Origin of the sequence: Mycolicibacter heraklionensis, from assembly GCF_019645815.1 — a bacterium.
GTDB lineage: Bacteria > Actinomycetota > Actinomycetes > Mycobacteriales > Mycobacteriaceae > Mycobacterium > Mycobacterium heraklionense.
The window spans coordinates 3632426-3651560 of record NZ_CP080997.1 but is presented as its reverse complement, the minus strand read 5'-3'; the positions used below and the strand labels follow the sequence as shown (position 1 = coordinate 3651560).

Sequence of the window (19135 nt, the reverse complement as noted above, 5' to 3'; positions counted from 1 at the left end):
ATTCGGCCGACGAAGACGAGGAAAGGATGTCGGCGATGACTGAAAGAAAAGGCCAGAAGGCCGAGGCGGACGTCGAATCCGACACCCACCAGGCGTGGTCGCGTGCCGGCAAGGGCGAAGATGGCAGCTACGTGGGGCGTACCAGTCCCGATGATGCAATCGATGTCGGAGAAACCGGCGCCGAAGCCAGGGGCGGTGACACGTAGGGGTTTGACATCAAGGCCCGATGGCTAACCTGCGCCCATTATGACTTCAGATACTGCAGGTGCCGGAATCGTCGTCGGTGTCGATGGGTCGTCGGGATCGAGGGCCGCTGTGCGGTGGGGAGCCCGGGAAGCGAAACGCCGTGCGTTACCGCTGACCCTGGTACACGCGGCCTCAACCCAGTTGTCCCCGCTGATGGCCCAGTGGATCGTGTTCGGCCAGCACGAATTGCCGCACCGGCGTGTGCAGCGGATCGTCGATGACGCCGTCGAAGTCGCCACCGACAGCGCTTCAGACGGCACGCCTTCGCGGCCGAACACCAAAGTGGAGTTCACCGACCCGGTCGACGCGCTGGAGGAGTTATCCCGGCAAGCCGATCTGGTTGTCGTCGGGTCGAGCAGCCGAAGACGGTTGCGGCACCTGCTTTTCGGCTCGGTCGGCTCGGCACTGACGCCGCGCTGCCACTGCCCGCTGGCCGTCCTGCAGGATGACGACCTCGAGGCGGCGCAGCCCGTGGGCGCCGAGGCGCCGGCCGACCCGACGGGATGGTGACTGGTTCGTCAGCGCCAGGTCAGCTCGCGTACGGCTGCCGAAATGGTTGCTGAGCCGCTACATCGGGTAACCAACCCGGATTGCATTCGCTGATTGGAGGTCTCATGCCCAAGACGACGAAGAGCGGCACCGCCAAACGCGGCGAGTTGCCCAGCACACTGCAGCGCTCCAGCGCCAAGGCGCAACGCACCTTCGCCAAAGCGCACGACGCCGCCGCCAAGGAATACGGCAGCGAACAGCGTGCGCACCGGGTCGCCTACGCCGCGCTCAAGCACAGTTTCGAAAAGGTCGGGGATCATTGGGAGCCCAAGAAGAAGCGCGGCCCCTCGGACAAGCGCGCGGCCGGCGGCGGCCCGAACAATTCCGGACCGTCCGCAGAGGGCGTCGATGCCAACGCCAGCAAGCAGCATCTGCTCGATGTCGCCCGCCGGCTGGACATTCACGGTCGATCGACGATGCGCAAATCCGAACTGGTCACGGCGATCAAGAAGCACAACCGCCGTGTCCGCGGTAAGTAGCCGGCTGACGGGGTTCATCGGCGAGACGCTGTCGTGGTGGTTGGCCACCGGCGCGGTGTGGGTGGTGACGCTCACGACGCGGACCGCCCAGGAGTTGGTTGCGGCGGCAGTGTGCACGCTGCCCTGTGCTGCGGCTGCCCACGCAGCACGGCGGGCCAACCGCGGTCGTTGGCGGTTTCGGCTTGGGTGGCTGCGCTGGGCGCCGGCCGTTGCCGGCGAGTTGCCGGCCCAGACGGCTCAAGTGTGGGCCTACATCCTGATCCCGTCACGGCGTCCTCAATCGGCGGTCGGCTCGGTGGTGTTGCCCGAGGAGCCGGCATCGGTCGCGGCCGCGCGCCGCACCGCTGCGAGCTTGGCGTTGGCCACCACGCCGGGAACCGTCGTGCTCGATGCGGCCGCGCGGACGGTGCGGGTACACCGGGCCGGGCAGCGTCCGGGCGCGCTGGAGCAGGCGGTGCGGCGGTGAGTGCGGGCGAGCTGGCCGCGCTGGCGCTGCTGGCCGGGGTGTTCGTGCCGGGCGTCTGGATGGCCGCTCGGGGCGCGGCCCGCCGGCGTCTGGTCGGCCTGGAATTCGCCGGTGTCGGCGCGGTCGCCACCCTGATGGTGCTGGCCGTCTCGTGGCGTCAGGACTGGACCCTGATCGTTGCACTGGTGTTGGCGCTGATCACCTTTCCCGGGACCCTGGTCTACACCCGGCTGCTGGCGAGCGAACCGTGATCGCCTGGCTGCTGGTCATCGCCGGCATATCGGTCATGGCCTGCTGCGCGGTCGCTGCCGCGGCCGTCGATGGTGTGTTGGACCGCCTGCACCTGCTGAGCGTGACCACCTCGGTCGGCTTCCCACTGACCGGGCTGGGCCTGATAGCGCAGCGCGGCTTCACCGAGGCCTCGGCGATGGTCTTGCTCATCAGTGTGCTGGTGTTGCTGACCGCGCCGGTGATGTCGGCAGCCACCGCCCGGCTGACCGCCCAGGACGCCGGGGTGGTGAAAGCCCACTCGCCATCATGACCACCCTGGTCCTGGTCTCGCTCACGACGGTCGGCATCACCGGAACCGTCGTCGCGCTGACCGGCGACCCGCAGCGGCAGGCGATCGTGCTGTCGGTGTTCGGCCTGGCCCTCACAATCTTGTTCGTACTGCTGCAGGCGCCCGACGTGGCGTTGTCCCAGTTGCTCATCGGCGGTGTGGTGGTGCCGTTGATGGTCATGCTGACCGTCCGGACGGTGCAGCGTCGACACCGGGAGATCAGCCGGTGAACCGCGCATGGCGCACGGCGCTGTTCCTCGCCGGCGCGGCCGGGTTGGGTGTGCTGCTGTGGCTGGGATTCGCCGAGCTGCCTGCGTTCGGCCAGGCGCATCACGGGTATCGGGATCTTGCGGTGCGGGCCGCCTTTTCGCACGCCACCGCCAACGTGGTGGCCTCGGTGAACTTCGACCAGCGTGCCCTGGACACGCTCGGCGAGGAGACCATCCTGGTCGCGTCGGTGACCGGTGTGATGGCCCTGCTGCGGCCCGCTGTCGAGGAGCGTGAGTATCACGACTCAGATGGCGTCCAAGGCCGCAGCACCGCCCTGGACGCCACCCGATTCGTCGGATACCTGCTGCTGCCGGTGACCCTGGCGGTGGGCATCGATGTGGTGGTGCACGGGCATCTGACCCCGGGCGGGGGTTTCCAGGGCGGCGTACTGCTGGCCGCGGGTCTGCATCTGCTCTATGTCACCGGAAGCTTCCGGGCGCTGGACCGGTTGCGCCCGGTCAACGTCTTCGACGTGGCCGAGGCACTGGGCGCAGCGGCGTTCGCCGGTATCGGCGTCACCGGCTTGATCACCGGCGGAGCATTCCTGCTCAACGTGGTACCGACCGGCACCCGGGGGCAGTTGCTGTCCGCGGGGACGGTGCCGCTGCTCAACGCGGCGGTCGGCATCGCGGTGGCGTGCGGCATGACCGTGCTGCTGGCGCAGTTCCTGGCTCAGGAGATCACTGTCGCTCCGCGACGGGAGAAGTCGTGAGCAGCTACATATACGGCGTGGCGGGCTGGCTGGTGCTGATCGGATCGTTCGGAATCGTCCGTAGCCACAACCTGATTCACGCGGTGGTGTGCTTGTCGGTGGCGCAGGCCGGTACTTACCTGCTGCTGTTGACGGTCGGTTACCAGCGTGGCGCGGCGCCGCCGATCTTCGTCGATTCGCCCGGACCGGCTGCAGTGGTCGACCCGGTGGTGCAGGCGATGACACTCACCGACATCGTCATTCAGGCCACCGTCACCGCGCTGCTGCTGGCGCTGGCCATCCAGGTCCACAAACGCCACCACACCCTGGACCCGGACCAGTTGTCGGCACTGCGGGGCTGAATCGCCGTGCCGGCCACCACCGCCGCCCTGCTGCCGCTGCTGGTCGCGGCACCGATCCTGTCGGCTTGCCTGCTGCTGGCGCTGCACGGCCGGGTGTCCCGCCCGGCGGCCAATGCGCTGGTGCTGGCCGTGTCGGCGGCCTCCACTGCGGCGGCCGGCGCCGTGCTGATCGCGGCATCCGGCCGCACGATGGTGGCCTGGATCGGCGACTGGCGCCCGCACGCCGGCCTGGCGGTCGGTATCGCTTTGGCCGCGGACCCATTCTCGGCGGGACTGGCGGTCCTGGTGGGTTCGCTGACCGTCTGCGCGGCCCTGCACAGTCGCCGCGGCCTCGACGAGGCCGGTACCCGCTTCGACGCGCTGCTGTTGATCTTCCTGGCGGCGATGAACGGCTTCGTGCTGGCGGCGGACCTGTTCAACCTGTTCGTGTTCTTCGAGCTGATGGGTGCGGTCGGCTACGCACTGACCGGAATCAAGATCGAGGACCGGTCGGCGATCCAGGGCGCGCTCAACTTCGGCATCATCCAGTCGCTCAGTGCCTGCCTGACGCTGATCGGCATCACCGTGCTCTACGGGCGCGTCGGCCAGTTGGGGATGGCCCAGCTCGGTGCGGCGCTGCGCGGCCCGCCCGACGCCCTGGTGGTGGCCGCCTTCGTGCTGGTGTCGGCCGCGCTGTTGGTCAAGGCCGCCATCGTGCCGCTGCACTTCTGGCTGGCCGACGCGCACGCCGTGGCACCGGCCGGGGTGTGCGTGTTGTTCTCCGGGGTCATGGTCGAACTGGGTCTCTACGGGCTGTGGCGGGTGTATTGGGAAGTGTTCGCGGGTGCGCTGCCGCCGGCGGTGGTCAGCCGGGTGTTCGTGGTGGCAGGTGCGCTGACCGCCGGTGTCGGCGCGGTGATGTGCCTGCTGCAGCGGCACCTCAAGCGGCTGCTGGCCTATTCCACCGTCGGCCACCTGGGGTTGTCGCTGGTGGCCACCGCGACGCTGACCTCCCACGGCATAGCGGGCGCTGCGGTGTACCTGATCGGCCACGCCGGGGCCAAGTCGGCGTTGTTTCTGATCGTGGGAGTCCTGTTGGACCGCCACCACAGTGTCGACGAATGGGAGTTGGCCGGACGCGGCCGGGGTCAGCCCCTGCTGGCGGCCTGCTTCGGCACCGCGGCCGTCGCGCTGGCCGGCCTGCCGCCGTTCGGCACGGCACTGGGCAAGTCCCTGTGCGAGGAAGCCGTCGGCAGCGGCTGGGGATCGGCGCTGTTCCTTGGGGTTTCGGCGTTCACCGGCGGTGCCGTGCTGCGGGCCGGCGTCCGGTGCTTCACCGGCATCGGCGGACGAACCGAGCCGTCCGACGACCCGCGCCGGACCCGAGGCGACGAGGAGCCCGATACCCGGCTGCGGCGTACTCCGCCCAGCATGTACCTGGCGATCGGACTGCTGCTGGCCGGTTGCCTGGCCGCCGGCGTACTGCCCGGGGTCGCGCACGGGGCGCAGAGCGCCGCAACACGTTTCGTCGACGCCGGCGCCGCGACCGCGGCGTCCATGCCGGGCTGGTCGGTGGCCGGAGCCGCAATGAGCGCCGTCGGTGCGCTCGCGGCGGCCGGGGTGGCGGCCGCCGGACTGTTCCGCTGGACTCCAGCGGTGCACCGAACTGCCACCACTGTTGCCGCACCGCTGTTCAGTGCGCTGCGTGCCGCGCACTCCGGACACATCGGCGACTACGTGGCATGGATGTTCACCGCGCTCGCCGCGCTCGCCGCCGCAATCGGATTACCGCTGACCTGATACACGGCATAGGGCGCCCGGATCAGCGGGCGGGCCACATTGCGCACCGCGACACCACCGGCGGTGCGGCCCTTCTCGATTCCGGCGTGGGCGTGACCGTGCACGGCCAGGTCGGCGCCGGCGTCGTCGATGGCCTCGGCCAGCAGACACGATCCCAGAAAGGGGTAGATCTCCGGGGGCTCGCCGTACAGGGTGTCGGCGACAGGGGAGTAGTGCAGCAGCGCGATCCGATAGTCCGTGCGCAGCGCACGCAGGCCGTCGCGCAGCTGGTCGGATGCGGCCTGGGTGGCGCCGACGAAGGCCTTCATCTCCGGTTCCCCGAAGGCGGTGGCACATCGGCCGGCGAAACCGCCGCCGAAGCCCTTCACACCGGCGACACCGACCCGCTGCCGCTGCACCTCGACGGTGTGGGTCTCGCCTTCCAGGACGGCGATCCCGGCGTCGCGCAGCGCCGCGGTGATCTCGTGCTGCTGATTCTGGTGATAGTCGTGGTTGCCGAGCACGCACACCACCGGCACCGGGCAGTCCATCAGTTCCTCGGCGACCACCCGGCCCTCGGCGGCGGACCCGTGACGGGTCAGGTCGCCGGCCACCAGCAGCATGTCGGCCCGGGTGTCGAGACCGTGCCAGTGCAGGGTGCCGCGCGAGTCCTCGCCCAGATGAATGTCTCCGACGGCCGCTACCCGAATCACCCGGTCACCTGCTCTGCGGGTTCGACCAGCTGCACCACCTCGATGTCGTTGATGACGTTGCGCGGACCGACGAGGCGACGCACCGCCGACTCGATCGTCGCTCTGCGTTGCGGGCCGTTGACCGACCCGGTCAAACACACCGAGTCGTCGTCGATGTCGATCCCGATGCCCAGCTCTCCGATCTCCGGGTCCTCCGCGAGCGTCCGGCGTACGACGGCGACCAGATGGGCGGGCGGCTGGTGCTGCGCGGGGTGATCGTCGTCGACGATGGACAGCCCACGCAGCAACTGCCAGAACGCCTCGGCGAACGGCGAATTCCGCAGACGCCGGCGCACCTGCGGCCAGTCCACCTGTTCCCGCAGGATTCGCGCGACGATCAGGAGCTCGGCGAAATCGCAGCGGTGGCAGTCCAGCACCGCAAGCTTCTGCACCATCAGGTCGGTGGCGGTGATGACTCGGGCGATCACCGAGCCGACCTGAACCGGCGGCGCGCCGGAAATGGTCTCGGCACTCACGGGAATCTCGCCGAGATGATGGATCAGGTCCACCAGCACCTCGCCGTCGAAGACTTTGAGCAGCCAGTCTTCCGGCGGCTGAACCCGCGACATACCGGCCTCGGCCAGGGCTTTCGCCGCCCGCTCGGCTTCGGACGGTTCGACCAGCAGGTCGATGTCGTGGTGGGAGTGCGGACCGCCGCGGGCATACACCGCCGCGCCGCCGGCCAGCGCGAACGGCACGTCGGCGCGATGCAGCGCGCCGACCACTCGGGTCAGGGTGGTCAAGAACGTGGACTCATCCATGCTCGCCCCTTCCGTCGGTCAGGCCGGCGATCGGTGTCTGATCAAGGTGCTCGAGCAGATCCTCGGCGTTGTCGAAAACGGCAGCGACACCGGCTGTTTCCAGTTCGGCGCGAGAGACGCCGCCGCTGAGCAGACAGATGCTGGGCACCCCGGCGCGCAGACATGCCTGCGCGTCCCAGACCGCGTCGCCCACGAAGACCGCGCGCTGCGCCGTTGCGCCGACCCGGTCCAGCGCAATCCCGATGATGTCCGGATTCGGCTTCGCGACGTCGACATCGGCCGACGAGGTGACGGCCGCGACCAGGTCGTCGCAGCCGAGCACTTTGCGCAGCACCGCCAACTCATCGTCGGGCGCCGAGGTGGCCAGCACCACCGCAAGGCCGAGGGCGGCCACGCGTTCCAGCAGCTTCCGGGCACCAGGCAGCGGCGACAGCAAGGCCGAGGACTGCAAGTAGTACTGCGAGTGCAGGTCTTTGAGCCGCTGGCGGACGTCGTCGGATGCGTCGTCGGACAACACGCGCACCAGCTCGGATCCGTCCATTCCGATGGCGCGGTGGATGCGCCACGATTCCACCTCGAGGTGGAGTTCGGCGAATGCGCGCCGCCAGGCGTACACGTGCAGATAGTTGGAATCGACCAGCGTGCCGTCGACGTCGAACAACACAGCCGAGTGGGCGCTCACGGTGTTCCTCTCTCGTTTGCCGATGTCCGGGCCGTTTGCGGATGTCCCGGCTGGGATACCCACCCACGGACTTCCCAAATACCGACGAGAGGAAAAGCGGTGGCTACCGAGGACCGTGATGCCAAGCAGCGACAGCTCGACGAGTGCCAGGTCGACCGGCAGTCCGGGTACCTGACGACTCAGCAGGGGGTGCGAGTCGACCACACCGACGACGCGTTGACCGTCGGTGAGCGTGGGCCGACCCTGTTGGAGGACTTCCATGCCCGGGAGAAGATCACCCACTTCGATCACGAGCGGATCCCCGAGCGGGTGGTGCATGCCCGCGGTTCGGGCGCTTACGGCTACTTCGAGCCCTACGACGACTCGCTTGCGCAGTACACCGCGGCACGGTTTCTGACCACGCCGGGTATCAAGACGCCGGTGTTCGTGCGGTTCTCCACCGTGGCGGGCTTCCGCGGCTCGGCCGACACCGTGCGCGACGTGCGCGGCTTCGCCACGAAGTTCTACACCGAGGCGGGCAACTACGATCTGGTGGGCAATAACTTCCCGGTGTTCTTCATTCAGGACGGCATCAAGTTCCCGGATTTCGTGCACGCGGTGAAACCCGAGCCGGACAACGAGATTCCGCAGGCCCAGTCCGCTCACGACACGCTGTGGGACTTTGTGTCGCTGCAGCCGGAGACCTTGCACGCCATCATGTGGCTGATGTCGGACCGCGCCCTGCCGCGCAGTTACCGGATGATGCAGGGCTTCGGCGTGCACACCTTCCGTTTCGTCAACGCCAAGGGCGAAGGGACATTCGTGAAATTCCACTGGAAGCCGAAGCTCGGAGTGCATTCGCTGATCTGGGACGAATGCCAGAAGATCGCCGGCAAGGACCCCGACTTCAACCGCCGGGACCTGTGGGATGCCATTGCGGCGGGTCAGTTTCCGGAATGGGAACTCGGCGTGCAGCTGGTGGCGGAAAGCGACGAGTTCAATTTCGACTTCGACCTGTTGGACGCCACCAAAATCATTCCCGAAGAACAGGTTCCGGTGCGCCCGGTAGGAAGGATGGTGCTCAACCGTAACCCGGAGAACTTCTTCGCCGAAACCGAGCAGGTGGCCTTCTGTACCGCCAACGTGGTGCCGGGAATCGACTTCACCAATGACCCGTTGCTGCAGTTCCGCAACTTCTCCTACCTCGACACCCAGCTGATCCGGCTCGGCGGGCCCAACTTCGCCCAGCTCCCGGTCAACCGGCCGATCGTCGATGTGCGCAATAACCAGCACGACGGCTACGGCCAGCACGCGATTCCGAAGGGGAAGTCCAGCTACTACAAGAACTCACTGGGGGGCGGTTGCCCGGCGCTGGCGGACGAAGGGGTGTTCCGGCACTACACCGAGAAGGTGGACGGCGCCAAGATCCGCAAGCGCGCCGCGAGTTTTGAGAACCACTACAGCCAGGCGCGGATGTTCTGGCGCAGCATGTCCGAGCCGGAGGCCAGGCACATCGTCGCCGCCTACGCCTTCGAACTGGGGAAATGCGAGACCATCGAGATCCGGCAGCGGGTGGTCGAACAACTCAACTTGGTCGACCACGGCCTGGCACGGCAGGTGGCCGAGAAACTGGGCCTGGCGGCACCCGATGAGCGGCCCGTCGACGAGGTGGTGCTGTCACCGGCGCTCTCGCAGCTGAGCGACGCCGGTGTTCCCGCCGGGACGGCTGCGCCCGGCATCGAAAGTCGCAAGATCGCAGTGCTGGCCGCCGACGGGGTGGACGTCGAAGGGGTCGAACGGTTCGTCGCGGCGATGCGGGAACGTGGCGCGATCGCCGAGGTGCTGGCGCCCATCGCCGGTGGTCAGCTCGCCGGCGGCTCGGGTGGGCAGTTGAGTGTCGACCGGGCCTTCACAACGATGGCGTCGGTGCTCTACGACGCGGTGGTGGTGCCGTGTGGGCCAGACGCCGTGCAGGCGCTCTCCGGCGACGGGTATGCGGTGCACTTCGTGACGGAGGCCTACAAACACCTCAAGGTGGTCGGGGCGTTCGGGGCTGGTGTCACGCTGCTGCCCAAGGCCGGCATCTCTGAGCAGCCGGCCGAGGACACCACGGTCGTGGTCTCTTCCGGTGTGGTGACGACGACGGCAGCCGCGGATGACCTCAACGACGAGTTCTTCGACGCGTTCGCCGCCGCACTCGCCGAGCACCGCGCTTGGAACCGCGCTGCCGACGCGGTTCCCGCCTAGGTCTCCTCGATCAGGGCACCAGGCGAAGTGGGCGGCCGGACCGCTGCACCTCGGCCAACGCGTCCGTCAGCGAGTCCACCAGCGGAAGCCGAGCGTGCGGATCGCAGATCCGCAGCAAGGTCGACAGCGCGGGACTCTGGACCACCTTCAGTTTCGTCTGTGCGCTGCAACATTGCGCACTGATCGACTGAAGAGCTGAAAACCCGGTGGTCCCAATAAATGTCAGTTCAGAGAGATCCACCACCAGCCATTCGCAGCATTCGGCGCAGCGTTTGGCGTAGTCCGCGAATGAGCTGGCGTTCGCCGCGTCGATCTCCCCGTTCACGGCGACGACGGCTCCGGTGCGACCCCAGTGGACAGTGAACTTGGCGGTGTGATTCCGCCAAACTTGAGTGGCTTCCGTTGCGGGAGTGGCGAAAGCGTTCTGAGTAATCTTGCTGATCGTCATGTTGTGGCTCCATCAGTCGACGAATCGTGCTGTTGGATCACGTCAACGTAATCACTTCCGGGTCTGCGTTTACGCGGTGACGTTTCACTGCGGCTGTGAACTCAACCGGAGGAACCAGACGTTACCGAGGTCCACTCCGATTGGCCAAGAGATACCCGACAATTTCTGGAAAATCCCAGTGAAACCTTAAGTTTCAAATTGTGAGCAGAGACGAGCGTCCGGCCGACCAGGCCGAGGTCATCAAGTCGGAGAGCCGATTTTCCACAGCGTCGAGAGCTCGCATACCGAATACGACATCCGTCTCCAATTGCGGAGCACCGTCCAACAGGTCGCCGATCACGTCGGTGCGCACCACCTGTTCGTGTACCGCATCGGCCTCGACGTGCTCGGCGTAGAACGCCACGCACGGCTCCGGCGCGCCCATCCGCCGCAGCGCGGAAACCAGGCGACGTGAGCCGGGCGGGGAGGTGATCTCGGTGGCCGCGAAGTGTCCGGCGGCCGCACCCCGCCAGCGGCGGTGCAGCCCGAACAGCGACATCAGGTTCACTACCGCCAGCGACTCGGCGGGAACAACGTCGAGGTAGGCGAGGTAACCGGCATCCAGCCCGGCGGCGGTGAGCAGGTCGGCGAAGAGCTGCTGGTGCACCCGCGGCCCTCGCCCGGCGCCGTACTCGTCGTATTCGACCGCGACGAACGACGCCTTGGCCTGGCCGGTCAGGCGCGGGATGAGCCAGGCGTGCGGATCGCCCTCTTTGAGGTGGTACAGCGATCTGTGCACGAAGTACTCGCGCGCCTGCTCCCAGGTGCCCTGATCGCGCAGGAACCACGAGGGCCCGGTGCCGTGTACGGGCTCGGTTGCCGCAGCATCCATTTCGGCACTGGCCGTCGCATCCGGGGGGATCACTCCGACATCCCGGCGGACGCGATCGAGGAACGCGTGCTCCAGTTGTGCACGCAGCTCCAGCAGGGTGGCGTCCCACTCCCAGCCCGGGTCCACTCCGGCGAACCCGCGGTAATGCAACTCGTAGCAGACGTACAGCGCCAGTTGCAGGTCGCGGCCATAGGGGTCGGCATCGGCGGTCGGGGGAATGAACTCGTGGGCCGCGCCGGCGGGCCGACGCACCAGGCCGCACACCGCCGCGGACAACGGCCCGCACGCGACGGGCAGACGCGGCTCGGTGTGGATCGTTGCGCTGGACACGCTTGCGGGTACCCCGCGCACGGACTGCGCCAAACGGCGCCGCGTCGTTTCGGCGGTCGGCCGTTGGGTATCCCGAGCAGCATGACACGCTTCGGCTACACCCTGATGACCGAGCAGAGCGGGCCGGCAGAGCTGGTCCGGTACGCCGTTGCCGCCGAAGAACGCGGTTTCGACTTCGCCGTGTGCAGCGATCACTTTTCGCCGTGGTTGGCATCGCAGGGCCACGCTCCCAATGCGTGGGCCCTGCTGGGGGCGGTCGCGCACGCCACCCAGCACATGGGTCTGTACAGCTACGTGACCTGTCCGACGATGCGCTACCACCCAGCGATCGTGGCCCAGCAGGCAGCCACCGTGCAGATCCTCGCGGAGGGCCGGTTCACCCTGGGCCTGGGCAGCGGGGAGAACCTCAACGAGCACATCGTGACGGGAGCCGGTTGGCCGAACGTAGCGCGCAGGCAGGCCATGCTCGGCGAAGCCATCAAGATCATCCGCGAGCTGCTGATGGGCGAGACGGTCGACCACGACGGCGACTACTTCCAGGTCGACCAAGCGCGGCTGTGGGACCTTCCGGACATCCCGGTCGCGCTGGCCGTAGCCATGTCGGGACCCAAGGGCGTGGACAGATTCGCCGCGGCCGCTGATCACCTGATCGCGGTGCAGCCCGACCGGGATCTGGTCCAGTCCTGGCATGCCGCACGGCAGGCGGCCGGGCTGGCCGGCGGTGGGCGAGTCATCGGTCAGCTGCCGGTGTGCTGGGACCCCGACCGGGATACGGCGATACAGCGCGCCCATCGGCAGTTCCGTTGGTTCGGCGGCGGATGGCTGGTCAATTCCGAGCTACCGACACCGGCCGCGTTCGCTGCCGCCACCCGCTACGTGCAGCCCCGGGATGTCGCCGGCGCCATTGCATGCGGACCGGATCTGGATGCGATCGTCGATGCGGTCGGCGCCTACCGGGACGCCGGATTCACCGACATCGCGCTGATCCAGATCGGCGACCAGTCCCAGGAGGCATTCCTCAAGGAGGCCGCAGAGCCGCTGCTGGCGGCGCTGCGCGACGCCCCGTAAGGGTTTCGGGGGCGAGCGCCGAGGGTACAGGGGCCTCATGGACGACACCGATGAGGGAATCGATCGCAGGCGTACGACCCAGCCGCGGGCCGGACTGGTGTTCAAGGACCGCCGCGAGTTGCCGGGATTGGTCATGCTGCTGATGGCGGCACTCGCATTGGTGGGTTTCATGAGCGCTGCCGCGCAGCACGACGCCGGGTGGACGCTCGGTTTCGGAATCTCAGTTCTGGTGCTGGCAATCGGCGGCTTGACCTGGGTTTTCATCGGTCGAAACCGCACCACCCACGCCGGCAATCACCGGCGTCAGACCTAACGCGCCCGCGGCGAACCGGGACACCGCCTGTGCCCCGGTGAGTGCCGCCTGGTCATGCCCGGAGCGATGGCGGCTGCCGATCTCACCCGAGGCCGGATTCAGCGTCACCTCGGCCAACAGTTCGCCCGTTGTCGGCTCGCAGACCGCCCAGAAGTAGCGCGAGTCATCGGCCCAGCCGGAGGCTGCCTTCGCGACGTAGTCCGGGTCGGATTCACCCAGATCGGCCAGGGTGGGACGGTCGTCGACTCGGTCGTCAGCCCGTGGCATCCGCAGATACCACGGGCCGGCGTTGATCTCGACGGGTTCGATGTCGCTTACTTGATCTCGCAGAGCACGGTGCCCTGCGTGATGGCCGAACCGGCCTCTGCCGACAGGCCGGTGATGACACCGTCCTTGTGCGCGGTGACCGGGTTCTCCATCTTCATGGCCTCCAGGACGACGACCAGGTCACCGGCGGCGACCTCCTGGCCCTCCTCGACGGCCACCTTCACCACGGTGCCCTGCATGGGTGCGGTCACGGCGTCACCGGACGCCGCCGCACCGCCATGCGCGCCACGCTTGCGGGCCTTGGGCTTCTTCCGGATGACTCCGGCGGCACCGCCGCCGCCCGCACCGCCGCCGCCCAGCGCCAGGTCGCCCGGCAGGGACACCTCCAGGCGCCGTCCGCCGACCTCGACGACCACCTTCTGCCGCGGCTGCGCGTCCTCGTCGTCGAGCGGCTCGCCACCGGTGAAGGGTTCGATGTTGTTCTCGAACTCGGTCTCGATCCATCGGGTGTGCACCGAGAAGCCGTTCTCGTCACCGACAAAGGCCGGGTCGCGAACCACCACGCGGTCGAACGGGATGACCGTGGCGAGCCCCTCCACGTGGAACTCGTCCAGGGCGCGCCGGGCGCGCTCCAGCGCCTCGGTGCGGGTCGCGCCGGTGACGATCAGCTTGGCCAGCATCGAGTCGAACTGGCCGCCGATCACCGAACCGGTCTCCACGCCGGAGTCCATCCGGATGCCGGGGCCGGTCGGCGGGTCGAAGCGGGTGACCGGGCCGGGGGCGGGCAGGAAGCCGCGACCGGCGTCCTCGCCGTTGATGCGGAACTCGATCGAGTGGCCGCGCGGCGCGGGGTCCTCGGTGATGTCCAGCGTCTCGCCGTTGGCGATCCGGAACTGCTCACGCACCAGGTCGATGCCGGAGGTCTCCTCGGTGACCGGGTGTTCCACCTGCAGACGGGTGTTGACCTCCAGGAAGCTGATCAGGCCGTCCTGGCCGACCAGGTACTCCACGGTGCCGGCGCCGTAGTAGCCGGCCTCCTTGCAGATCCGCTTGGCGGACTCGTGGATCTCCTTGCGCTGCGCGTCGGTCAGGAACGGCGCCGGGGCCTCTTCGACCAGCTTCTGGAAGCGGCGCTGCAGCGAGCAGTCGCGGGTGCCCGCGACGACGACGTTGCCGTGCATGTCGGCGATGACCTGCGCCTCGACGTGGCGCGGCTTGTCCAGGTAGCGCTCCACGAAGCACTCGCCGCGACCGAACGCGGCCACCGCCTCACGGGTCGCGGACTCGAAGAGCTCGGGGATCTCCTCGATGGTGCGGGCCACCTTCATGCCGCGGCCACCGCCGCCGAATGCGGCCTTGATCGCGACCGGCACGCCGTACTCCTTGGCGAAGGCCACCACCTCGTCGGCGTCCTTGACCGGGTCCGGGGTGCCGGGCACCAGCGGAGCCTTGGCACGCGCGGCGATGTGGCGCGCGGTGACCTTGTCGCCGAGGTCGCGAATCGACTGCGGGCTCGGCCCGATCCAGATCAACCCGGCGTCGATGACGGCCTGGGCGAAGTCGCCGTTCTCGGAGAGGAAGCCGTATCCGGGGTGGATGGCGTTGGCGCCCGACTGGGCGGCGGCGTCGAGGATCTTCTCGAACACCAGGTAGGACTCGGCCGACGTCTGCCCGCCCAGCGCGAACGCCTCATCGGCAAGCCGGACGTGCGGTGCGTCGGCGTCGGGCTCGGCGTACACGGCCACGCTGGCCAGTCCGGCGTCGCGCGCGGCGCGGATCACCCGGACTGCGATCTCTCCGCGGTTGGCGACGAGCACCTTGGAGATCTTCGAGCTGGCATCGTTTGCCACTGGCCCTCCTGACGGCATGTTTAAGAAAGGTCTTTAAGAATCTAGCTTCAGGCAGTGTAAGGCGCGACCGCTGAACCTGTTCCAGGTGCCCCTTACGCGGCGCGTAAATGCCGCTTGATGCGGGTCAACATGGCCGACATCCCGCGCAGGCGCAGCGGGCTGATCAGTGCGGCCAGCCCCAGCCGGGACGCGAAATCCTCCGGCACGCCCAGGATGACGTCGGCCGGCTCGCCGTCGAGGCCGGCGGCCCAGATCGATGCGAAGCCGCGCGTCGTCGGCGCCTCTACAGGCGCGCTGAAATACAGCCGAACCCGCTGTGGGTCGGCGGCATCCACATGCAGGAACAACGGCGACTGGCACTCCGGTACCGGTTCCATGGCGGATTCGGTCAGCTCGTCGGGCAGGTCGGGCAGTTCGTCGGCGAATTCGAGCAGCAGCTTGAGCTTGTCCTGGCCTTCGACTTCGGCGAAGTCGGACACCACCTGCGCCAATCCCTCCGGCAGGCTCATCAGCCGACGAGGCTCCCAGGGGCCCCGGGCAGCTCTCCGGGCTCGGGTCCGTCCACGATCGGCACGCGAACGGTGTTGCCCCACTCGGTCCAGGAACCGTCGTAGTTGCGGACATCGTCGAGGCCGAGCAGGTGGGTCAGCACGAACCAGGTGTGGCTGGAGCGTTCCCCGATGCGGCAGTAGGCGATCGGCTTGTCGCCGGGCTTGAGGAAGCCGTAGAGCTGTTCCAATTCCTCGCGCTTGCGGAACCGGCCGGCGTCGTCGGCCGCCTTGCTCCACGGGATGGACACCGCGGTCGGGATGTGGCCGCCGCGCAGCACACCCTCCTCCGGGTATTCCGGCATGTGAGTGCGCTCGCCGGTGTACTCCTGCGGCGAGCGGACATCGATCAGTGGCACCTGGCCGATATTGGCCAGCACGTCGTCCTTGTAGGCCCGGATCGGGGCGTCGTTGCGCTTCACGACGGGGTAGCCGGTCGTGGTCTTGCTCGGCACGTCCAGGGTGGTCTCGCGGCCCGAGGACACCCACAGGTCGCGCCCGCCGTCGAGCAGCCGCACGTCTTCATGGCCGAACAGGGTGAACACCCACAGCGCGTAGGCGGCCCACCAGTTGGACTTGTCGCCGTAGATCACCACGGTGTCGTCGCGGGAGATGCCCTTGCGGTTCATCAAGTCGGCGAACTGCTCACCGGTGATGTAGTCGCGGACCGGCGAATCGTTGAGGTCGGTGACCCAGTCGATCTTGACTGCGGTGGGAATGTGGCCGATGTCGTAGAGCAGGACGTCCTCGTCGGACTCCACCACGACGAGGCCGGGCGTGCCCAGATTGCCCGCGAGCCAGTCGGCTGTCACCAGCCGTTCGGGGTGAGCGTAGGACTGCAGGGCGGGGGTGGGGTCGGCAGGCACTGGCACGATGCCGAGCCTACCGGGCGATAACCGTTGTGCCACTCCCATGCCGGGAAATCTCTCCGGCGTCAGGTGGGCGTGACCTGGGTCAGGTGACGGGGTTGGCCGCCCACAGCGCAGCGACCGAGAGTCCGGCCGGGCGCAGCAGCCGGCGCAGCATCGGCAGGCTGATCCCGATGACGCTGGAGGGATCGCCGTCGACGCCGTCGACGAACCAGCCGCCCAGACCGTCCAGGGTGAATCCGCCGGCCACCCGCAACGGCTCGCCGCTGGCCAGGTAGGCCTCCAGGTCGTCATCATCGGGCCGACCGAAACGCACTGTGGTAACAGCTGTTTCGGTGATCTGATGAGTGACCTCGTTGTTGCGCAACCGGATCAGGCTATGGCCGGTGTGGAGCTGGCCGGAATTGCCGGCCATCTCGCGCCAGCGGCTGCGAGCCTCGTCGACGGTCGGCGGCTTGCCGCACAGCTTGCCGTCGATGTACAGCATCGAATCACAGCCGATCACAACGCAATCGGTGCTCACCGGAGGCTGAAGTGTGGAGGCGACCTGCTCCGCCTTTGCGGCGGCCAGAGCACCGGTCACATCATCCGGGGAGGCAGTGGCGGGCAGGCCGGCCATCACGGCGTCCTCGTCGACACCGGAGACCACCACCAAGGGATCGACCCCAGCGCCGCGCAGGACAGTCAGCCGGCCCGATGATGCCGAGCCGAGGACCAGCCGCGTCACCGACGCGTCACCGGCGCATGTGGGTGCGCTCCAGCAGAGTGATCCGCTGCCAGCTGAACAGCGGAAGCCGCAGCTTGTCCACCGGATGGCCCCACATATTGCGTTCCCGCGTGCCGGATTCGGCGCCCCCGCCTCCTGCCGCGCCGAGCACCGCGACCAGCGCCGCGATCTCCTCGGCGGTGGGGTTGCCACGCAGCACCTTGATGTGCGGCTCGGCGGCAGCAGGAGTCTCCTCGACCACAGTGGTGGCTTCGTTCTCTTCGCTCACAAGCGCGCTCCGCTCACAGTGCCTTCGCTGCTCGCGTCACTCGTGTCATTCGCTGCGCTCACTCCACTCGTTCCGCTCACAGGGGAATGTTTCCGTGCTTCTTGGGCAGCGGCTGGACGATCTTGCGTTCCAACAGCCGCAGCGATGTCGCGATGTAGCCGCGAGTGTGCGACGGCGGGATCACCGCGTCGACATAGCCGCGCTCGGCGGCGACGTAGGGGTTTACCAGCGTGTCCTCGTACTCCTGCTGGAGCTGGAGTCGCAGCGCGTCGACGTCGTCGCCGTTCTTCGCGGCCTCGTTGAGCTGCTGACGGTAGACGAAACCGACCGCTCCGGAGGCGCCCATCACCGCGATCTGGGCCGTCGGCCACGCCACGTTGACGTCCGCGCCCATCTCCTTGGACCCCATCACGCAGTACGCGCCGCCGTAGGCCTTGCGGGTGATGACGGTGATCTTGGCGACGGTGGCCTCTCCGTAGGCGTAGAGCAGCTTGGCGCCGCGCCGGATGATGCCGTTGTATTCCTGCTCGGTACCGGGCAGGAAGCCGGGCACGTCGACCAGCAGCACGATCGGGATGTTGAAGCAGTCGCAGGTCCGGATGAACCGGGCGGCCTTCTCCGAGGCGTTGATGTCCAGGCAGCCGGCGAATTGGGTGGGCTGGTTGGCCACGATGCCGACGGTGCGGCCCTCGACGCGGCCGAAGCCGACGATGATGTTCTGCGCGTAACCGGCCTGGACTTCCAGGAACTCGTCCTCGTCGAGGATCCGGGTGATGACCTCGTGCATGTCGTACGGCTGGTTCGGCGAATCCGGGATCAGCGTGTCGAGCTCGAGATCCTCGGCGGTCAGGTTGTCCTCGATGGCGCCCTCGGGTGCCGGCACCGGGAAGTGCGGCGGGTCGGCGTAGTTGTTCGGCGGCAGGTAGCTCAGCAGGTCGCGGACATACTCGAAGGCGTCCTGCTCTCCGGAGGCGACGTAGTGCGCGGTGCCGGACTTGCCCATATGGGTGTGGGCGCCGCCCAGCTCTTCCTGGGTGACGTCCTCGCCGGTGACAGTCTTGATCACGTCGGGGCCGGTGATGAACATCTGGCTGGTCTGGTCGACCATCACGATGAAGTCGGTCAGGGCGGGGGAGTACACGTGACCGCCGGCGGCCGCGCCCATGATCAGCGAGATCTGCGGGATGACGCCTGAGGCCAGGATGTTGTTGTGGAAGATCTTGCTGTACAGGCCGAGCGAGACCACACCCTCCTGGATGCGGGCGCCGGCGCCGTCGTTGATCCCGATCAGCGGCCGGCCGGTCTTCATGGCCAGCTCCTGGACCTTGACGATCTTCTCGCCGTAGACCTCGCCGAGGCTGCCGCCGAACACGGTGGCGTCCTGGCTGAAGATGCAGACCTCGCGGCCGTCGATGGTGCCGTAGCCGGTCACCACGCCGTCGCCGAGCGGACGCTTCTCGGCCAGGCCGAAGTTGGTGCTGCGGTGCTTGGCCAGCGCGTCGAGCTCGACGAATGAGCCCTCGTCAAGCAAGGCGTAGACCCGTTCACGAGCGGTCAGCTTGCCCTTGGCGTGCACCTTCTCGACCGCGGCCTCACCGACCGGGTGCAGAGTCTCCTCGGTCCGACGTTTGAGGTCGGCGAGCTTGCCCGCGGTGGTGTGGATGTCGACGACATGCTCGGCTTGCGCCTCTACGTGGGCCTCACCGGAGTGCTCAGTAACACTGGTCATAAGAAAGGATCTTAAAGTGTGGGCCCTCGGATCGCCCGACCGGACC

General features: G+C 67.9%; 24 protein-coding genes. 12 read left to right on the top strand and 12 right to left on the bottom strand.

Going from position 1 to position 19135, the window contains the following annotated elements; translation table 11 throughout:
* The first annotated feature begins 35 nt into the window (after positions 1-35).
* The 10 genes from K3U94_RS17295 (at position 36) to K3U94_RS17250 (ending at position 5401) form a co-directional block, all read left to right on the top strand.
* Complete coding sequence (locus K3U94_RS17295; protein WP_167344269.1) at positions 36-206, top strand: hypothetical protein; 171 nt, start codon at positions 36-38, stop codon at positions 204-206.
* A 40-nt stretch (positions 207-246) separates the two neighbouring features.
* Positions 247-756 carry a universal stress protein gene (locus K3U94_RS17290; RefSeq protein ID WP_220694502.1) on the top strand — a complete coding sequence of 170 codons (510 nt, stop codon included), beginning with the start codon at positions 247-249 and terminating at the stop codon, positions 754-756.
* 104 nt (positions 757-860) lie between these two features.
* Positions 861-1274 (top strand): ChaB family protein, encoded by a 414-nt coding sequence (locus tag K3U94_RS17285; RefSeq protein ID WP_047318758.1) that lies wholly within the window; start codon positions 861-863, stop codon positions 1272-1274.
* Positions 1258-1740, top strand: a complete 483-nt coding sequence (locus tag K3U94_RS17280) for a Na+/H+ antiporter subunit E (RefSeq protein ID WP_220694501.1) — start codon at positions 1258-1260, stop codon at positions 1738-1740. Before K3U94_RS17285 ends, K3U94_RS17280 begins: the two co-directional genes overlap by 17 nt.
* Positions 1737-1991, top strand: a complete 255-nt coding sequence (locus tag K3U94_RS17275; protein ID WP_220694500.1) for a monovalent cation/H+ antiporter complex subunit F — start codon at positions 1737-1739, stop codon at positions 1989-1991. Before K3U94_RS17280 ends, K3U94_RS17275 begins: the two co-directional genes overlap by 4 nt.
* Positions 1988-2281: a monovalent cation/H(+) antiporter subunit G gene (locus K3U94_RS17270; RefSeq protein ID WP_220694499.1), complete on the top strand. Its 294-nt coding sequence runs from the start codon at positions 1988-1990 to the stop codon at positions 2279-2281. Before K3U94_RS17275 ends, K3U94_RS17270 begins: the two co-directional genes overlap by 4 nt.
* Entirely contained in the window at positions 2278-2529 is a 252-nt protein-coding gene (locus K3U94_RS17265; RefSeq protein ID WP_047318761.1) for a Na(+)/H(+) antiporter subunit B, read from the top strand. The genes K3U94_RS17270 and K3U94_RS17265 overlap by 4 nt, the downstream gene beginning before the upstream one ends.
* Positions 2526-3281, top strand: a complete 756-nt coding sequence (locus K3U94_RS17260) for an MnhB domain-containing protein (RefSeq protein WP_047318762.1) — start codon at positions 2526-2528, stop codon at positions 3279-3281. The genes K3U94_RS17265 and K3U94_RS17260 overlap by 4 nt, the downstream gene beginning before the upstream one ends.
* On the top strand, positions 3278-3622 hold the full coding sequence (locus K3U94_RS17255; RefSeq protein WP_047318763.1) for a sodium:proton antiporter: 345 nt from the start codon (positions 3278-3280) through the stop codon (positions 3620-3622). The genes K3U94_RS17260 and K3U94_RS17255 overlap by 4 nt, the downstream gene beginning before the upstream one ends.
* 6 nt (positions 3623-3628) lie before the next feature.
* Positions 3629-5401 carry a complex I subunit 5 family protein gene (locus K3U94_RS17250; RefSeq protein WP_220694498.1) on the top strand — a complete coding sequence of 591 codons (1773 nt, stop codon included), beginning with the start codon at positions 3629-3631 and terminating at the stop codon, positions 5399-5401.
* Here K3U94_RS17250 and K3U94_RS17245 read toward each other — a convergent pair.
* Genes K3U94_RS17245 through K3U94_RS17235 form a run of 3 tightly spaced genes read right to left on the bottom strand, consistent with a single transcriptional unit; the run spans position 5335 to position 7575 of the window.
* Positions 5335-6093 carry a metallophosphoesterase family protein gene (locus K3U94_RS17245; RefSeq protein ID WP_220694497.1) on the bottom strand — a complete coding sequence of 253 codons (759 nt, stop codon included), beginning with the start codon at positions 6091-6093 and terminating at the stop codon, positions 5335-5337. The genes K3U94_RS17250 and K3U94_RS17245 overlap by 67 nt on opposite strands.
* On the bottom strand, positions 6090-6893 hold the full coding sequence (locus K3U94_RS17240; protein WP_220694496.1) for a nucleotidyltransferase: 804 nt from the start codon (positions 6891-6893) through the stop codon (positions 6090-6092). The genes K3U94_RS17245 and K3U94_RS17240 overlap by 4 nt, the downstream gene beginning before the upstream one ends.
* Complete coding sequence (locus tag K3U94_RS17235; protein ID WP_220694495.1) at positions 6886-7575, bottom strand: HAD family hydrolase; 690 nt, start codon at positions 7573-7575, stop codon at positions 6886-6888. The genes K3U94_RS17240 and K3U94_RS17235 overlap by 8 nt, the downstream gene beginning before the upstream one ends.
* 99 nt (positions 7576-7674) lie before the next feature.
* On the opposite strand from K3U94_RS17235, the gene K3U94_RS17230 reads away from it, so the two are divergent.
* Positions 7675-9801, top strand: coding sequence for a catalase (locus K3U94_RS17230; RefSeq protein ID WP_220694494.1), 2127 nt, complete (start codon positions 7675-7677; stop codon positions 9799-9801).
* 10 nt (positions 9802-9811) lie between these two features.
* Here the strand turns inward: K3U94_RS17230 and K3U94_RS17225 are convergent, their stop codons facing one another.
* Both K3U94_RS17225 and K3U94_RS17220 read right to left on the bottom strand, forming a co-directional pair.
* Complete coding sequence (locus K3U94_RS17225) at positions 9812-10249, bottom strand: STAS domain-containing protein (protein ID WP_047318767.1); 438 nt, start codon at positions 10247-10249, stop codon at positions 9812-9814.
* Positions 10250-10442: 193 nt separating this feature from the next.
* Positions 10443-11450: an iron-containing redox enzyme family protein gene (locus tag K3U94_RS17220; RefSeq protein WP_220694493.1), complete on the bottom strand. Its 1008-nt coding sequence runs from the start codon at positions 11448-11450 to the stop codon at positions 10443-10445.
* Positions 11451-11531: 81 nt separating this feature from the next.
* On the opposite strand from K3U94_RS17220, the gene K3U94_RS17215 reads away from it, so the two are divergent.
* Positions 11532-12518: a TIGR03557 family F420-dependent LLM class oxidoreductase gene (locus K3U94_RS17215; RefSeq protein ID WP_220694492.1), complete on the top strand. Its 987-nt coding sequence runs from the start codon at positions 11532-11534 to the stop codon at positions 12516-12518.
* 220 nt (positions 12519-12738) lie between these two features.
* Here the strand turns inward: K3U94_RS17215 and K3U94_RS17210 are convergent, their stop codons facing one another.
* The 7 genes from K3U94_RS17210 to K3U94_RS17180 form a co-directional block, all read right to left on the bottom strand.
* The gene (locus K3U94_RS17210; RefSeq protein ID WP_082134009.1) at positions 12739-13140 is read right to left on the bottom strand and encodes a GNAT family N-acetyltransferase; all 402 of its coding nucleotides are present in this window, start codon (positions 13138-13140) and stop codon (positions 12739-12741) included.
* A gap of 5 nt (positions 13141-13145) precedes the next feature.
* The gene (locus K3U94_RS17205) at positions 13146-14948 is read right to left on the bottom strand and encodes an acetyl/propionyl/methylcrotonyl-CoA carboxylase subunit alpha (protein ID WP_047318770.1); all 1803 of its coding nucleotides are present in this window, start codon (positions 14946-14948) and stop codon (positions 13146-13148) included.
* 92 nt (positions 14949-15040) lie between these two features.
* On the bottom strand, positions 15041-15457 hold the full coding sequence (locus K3U94_RS17200; RefSeq protein WP_047318771.1) for a SufE family protein: 417 nt from the start codon (positions 15455-15457) through the stop codon (positions 15041-15043).
* Complete coding sequence (locus K3U94_RS17195) at positions 15457-16368, bottom strand: sulfurtransferase (RefSeq protein ID WP_047318772.1); 912 nt, start codon at positions 16366-16368, stop codon at positions 15457-15459. The genes K3U94_RS17200 and K3U94_RS17195 overlap by 1 nt, the downstream gene beginning before the upstream one ends.
* Before the next feature lie 82 nt (positions 16369-16450).
* Positions 16451-17092 carry a Maf family protein gene (locus K3U94_RS17190; protein ID WP_220694491.1) on the bottom strand — a complete coding sequence of 214 codons (642 nt, stop codon included), beginning with the start codon at positions 17090-17092 and terminating at the stop codon, positions 16451-16453.
* Positions 17093-17099: 7 nt separating this feature from the next.
* Positions 17100-17360, bottom strand: a complete 261-nt coding sequence (locus K3U94_RS17185) for an acyl-CoA carboxylase subunit epsilon (protein ID WP_047318774.1) — start codon at positions 17358-17360, stop codon at positions 17100-17102.
* A 76-nt stretch (positions 17361-17436) separates the two neighbouring features.
* The gene (locus K3U94_RS17180; RefSeq protein WP_047318775.1) at positions 17437-19089 is read right to left on the bottom strand and encodes an acyl-CoA carboxylase subunit beta; all 1653 of its coding nucleotides are present in this window, start codon (positions 19087-19089) and stop codon (positions 17437-17439) included.
* Positions 19090-19135 lie beyond the last annotated feature (46 nt).

Coding starts and splice junctions, on each gene's coding strand:
- K3U94_RS17295 (WP_167344269.1), top strand. CDS start 36: ATGACTGAAAGAAAAGGCCAGAAGGCCGAGGCGGACGTCGAATCCGAC.
- K3U94_RS17290 (WP_220694502.1), top strand. CDS start 247: ATGACTTCAGATACTGCAGGTGCCGGAATCGTCGTCGGTGTCGATGGG.
- K3U94_RS17285 (WP_047318758.1), top strand. CDS start 861: ATGCCCAAGACGACGAAGAGCGGCACCGCCAAACGCGGCGAGTTGCCC.
- K3U94_RS17265 (WP_047318761.1), top strand. CDS start 2,278: ATGACCACCCTGGTCCTGGTCTCGCTCACGACGGTCGGCATCACCGGA.
- K3U94_RS17240 (WP_220694496.1), bottom strand. CDS start 6,893: ATGGATGAGTCCACGTTCTTGACCACCCTGACCCGAGTGGTCGGCGCG.
- K3U94_RS17225 (WP_047318767.1), bottom strand. CDS start 10,249: ATGACGATCAGCAAGATTACTCAGAACGCTTTCGCCACTCCCGCAACG.
- K3U94_RS17215 (WP_220694492.1), top strand. CDS start 11,532: ATGACACGCTTCGGCTACACCCTGATGACCGAGCAGAGCGGGCCGGCA.
- K3U94_RS17200 (WP_047318771.1), bottom strand. CDS start 15,457: ATGAGCCTGCCGGAGGGATTGGCGCAGGTGGTGTCCGACTTCGCCGAA.
- K3U94_RS17180 (WP_047318775.1), bottom strand. CDS start 19,089: ATGACCAGTGTTACTGAGCACTCCGGTGAGGCCCACGTAGAGGCGCAA.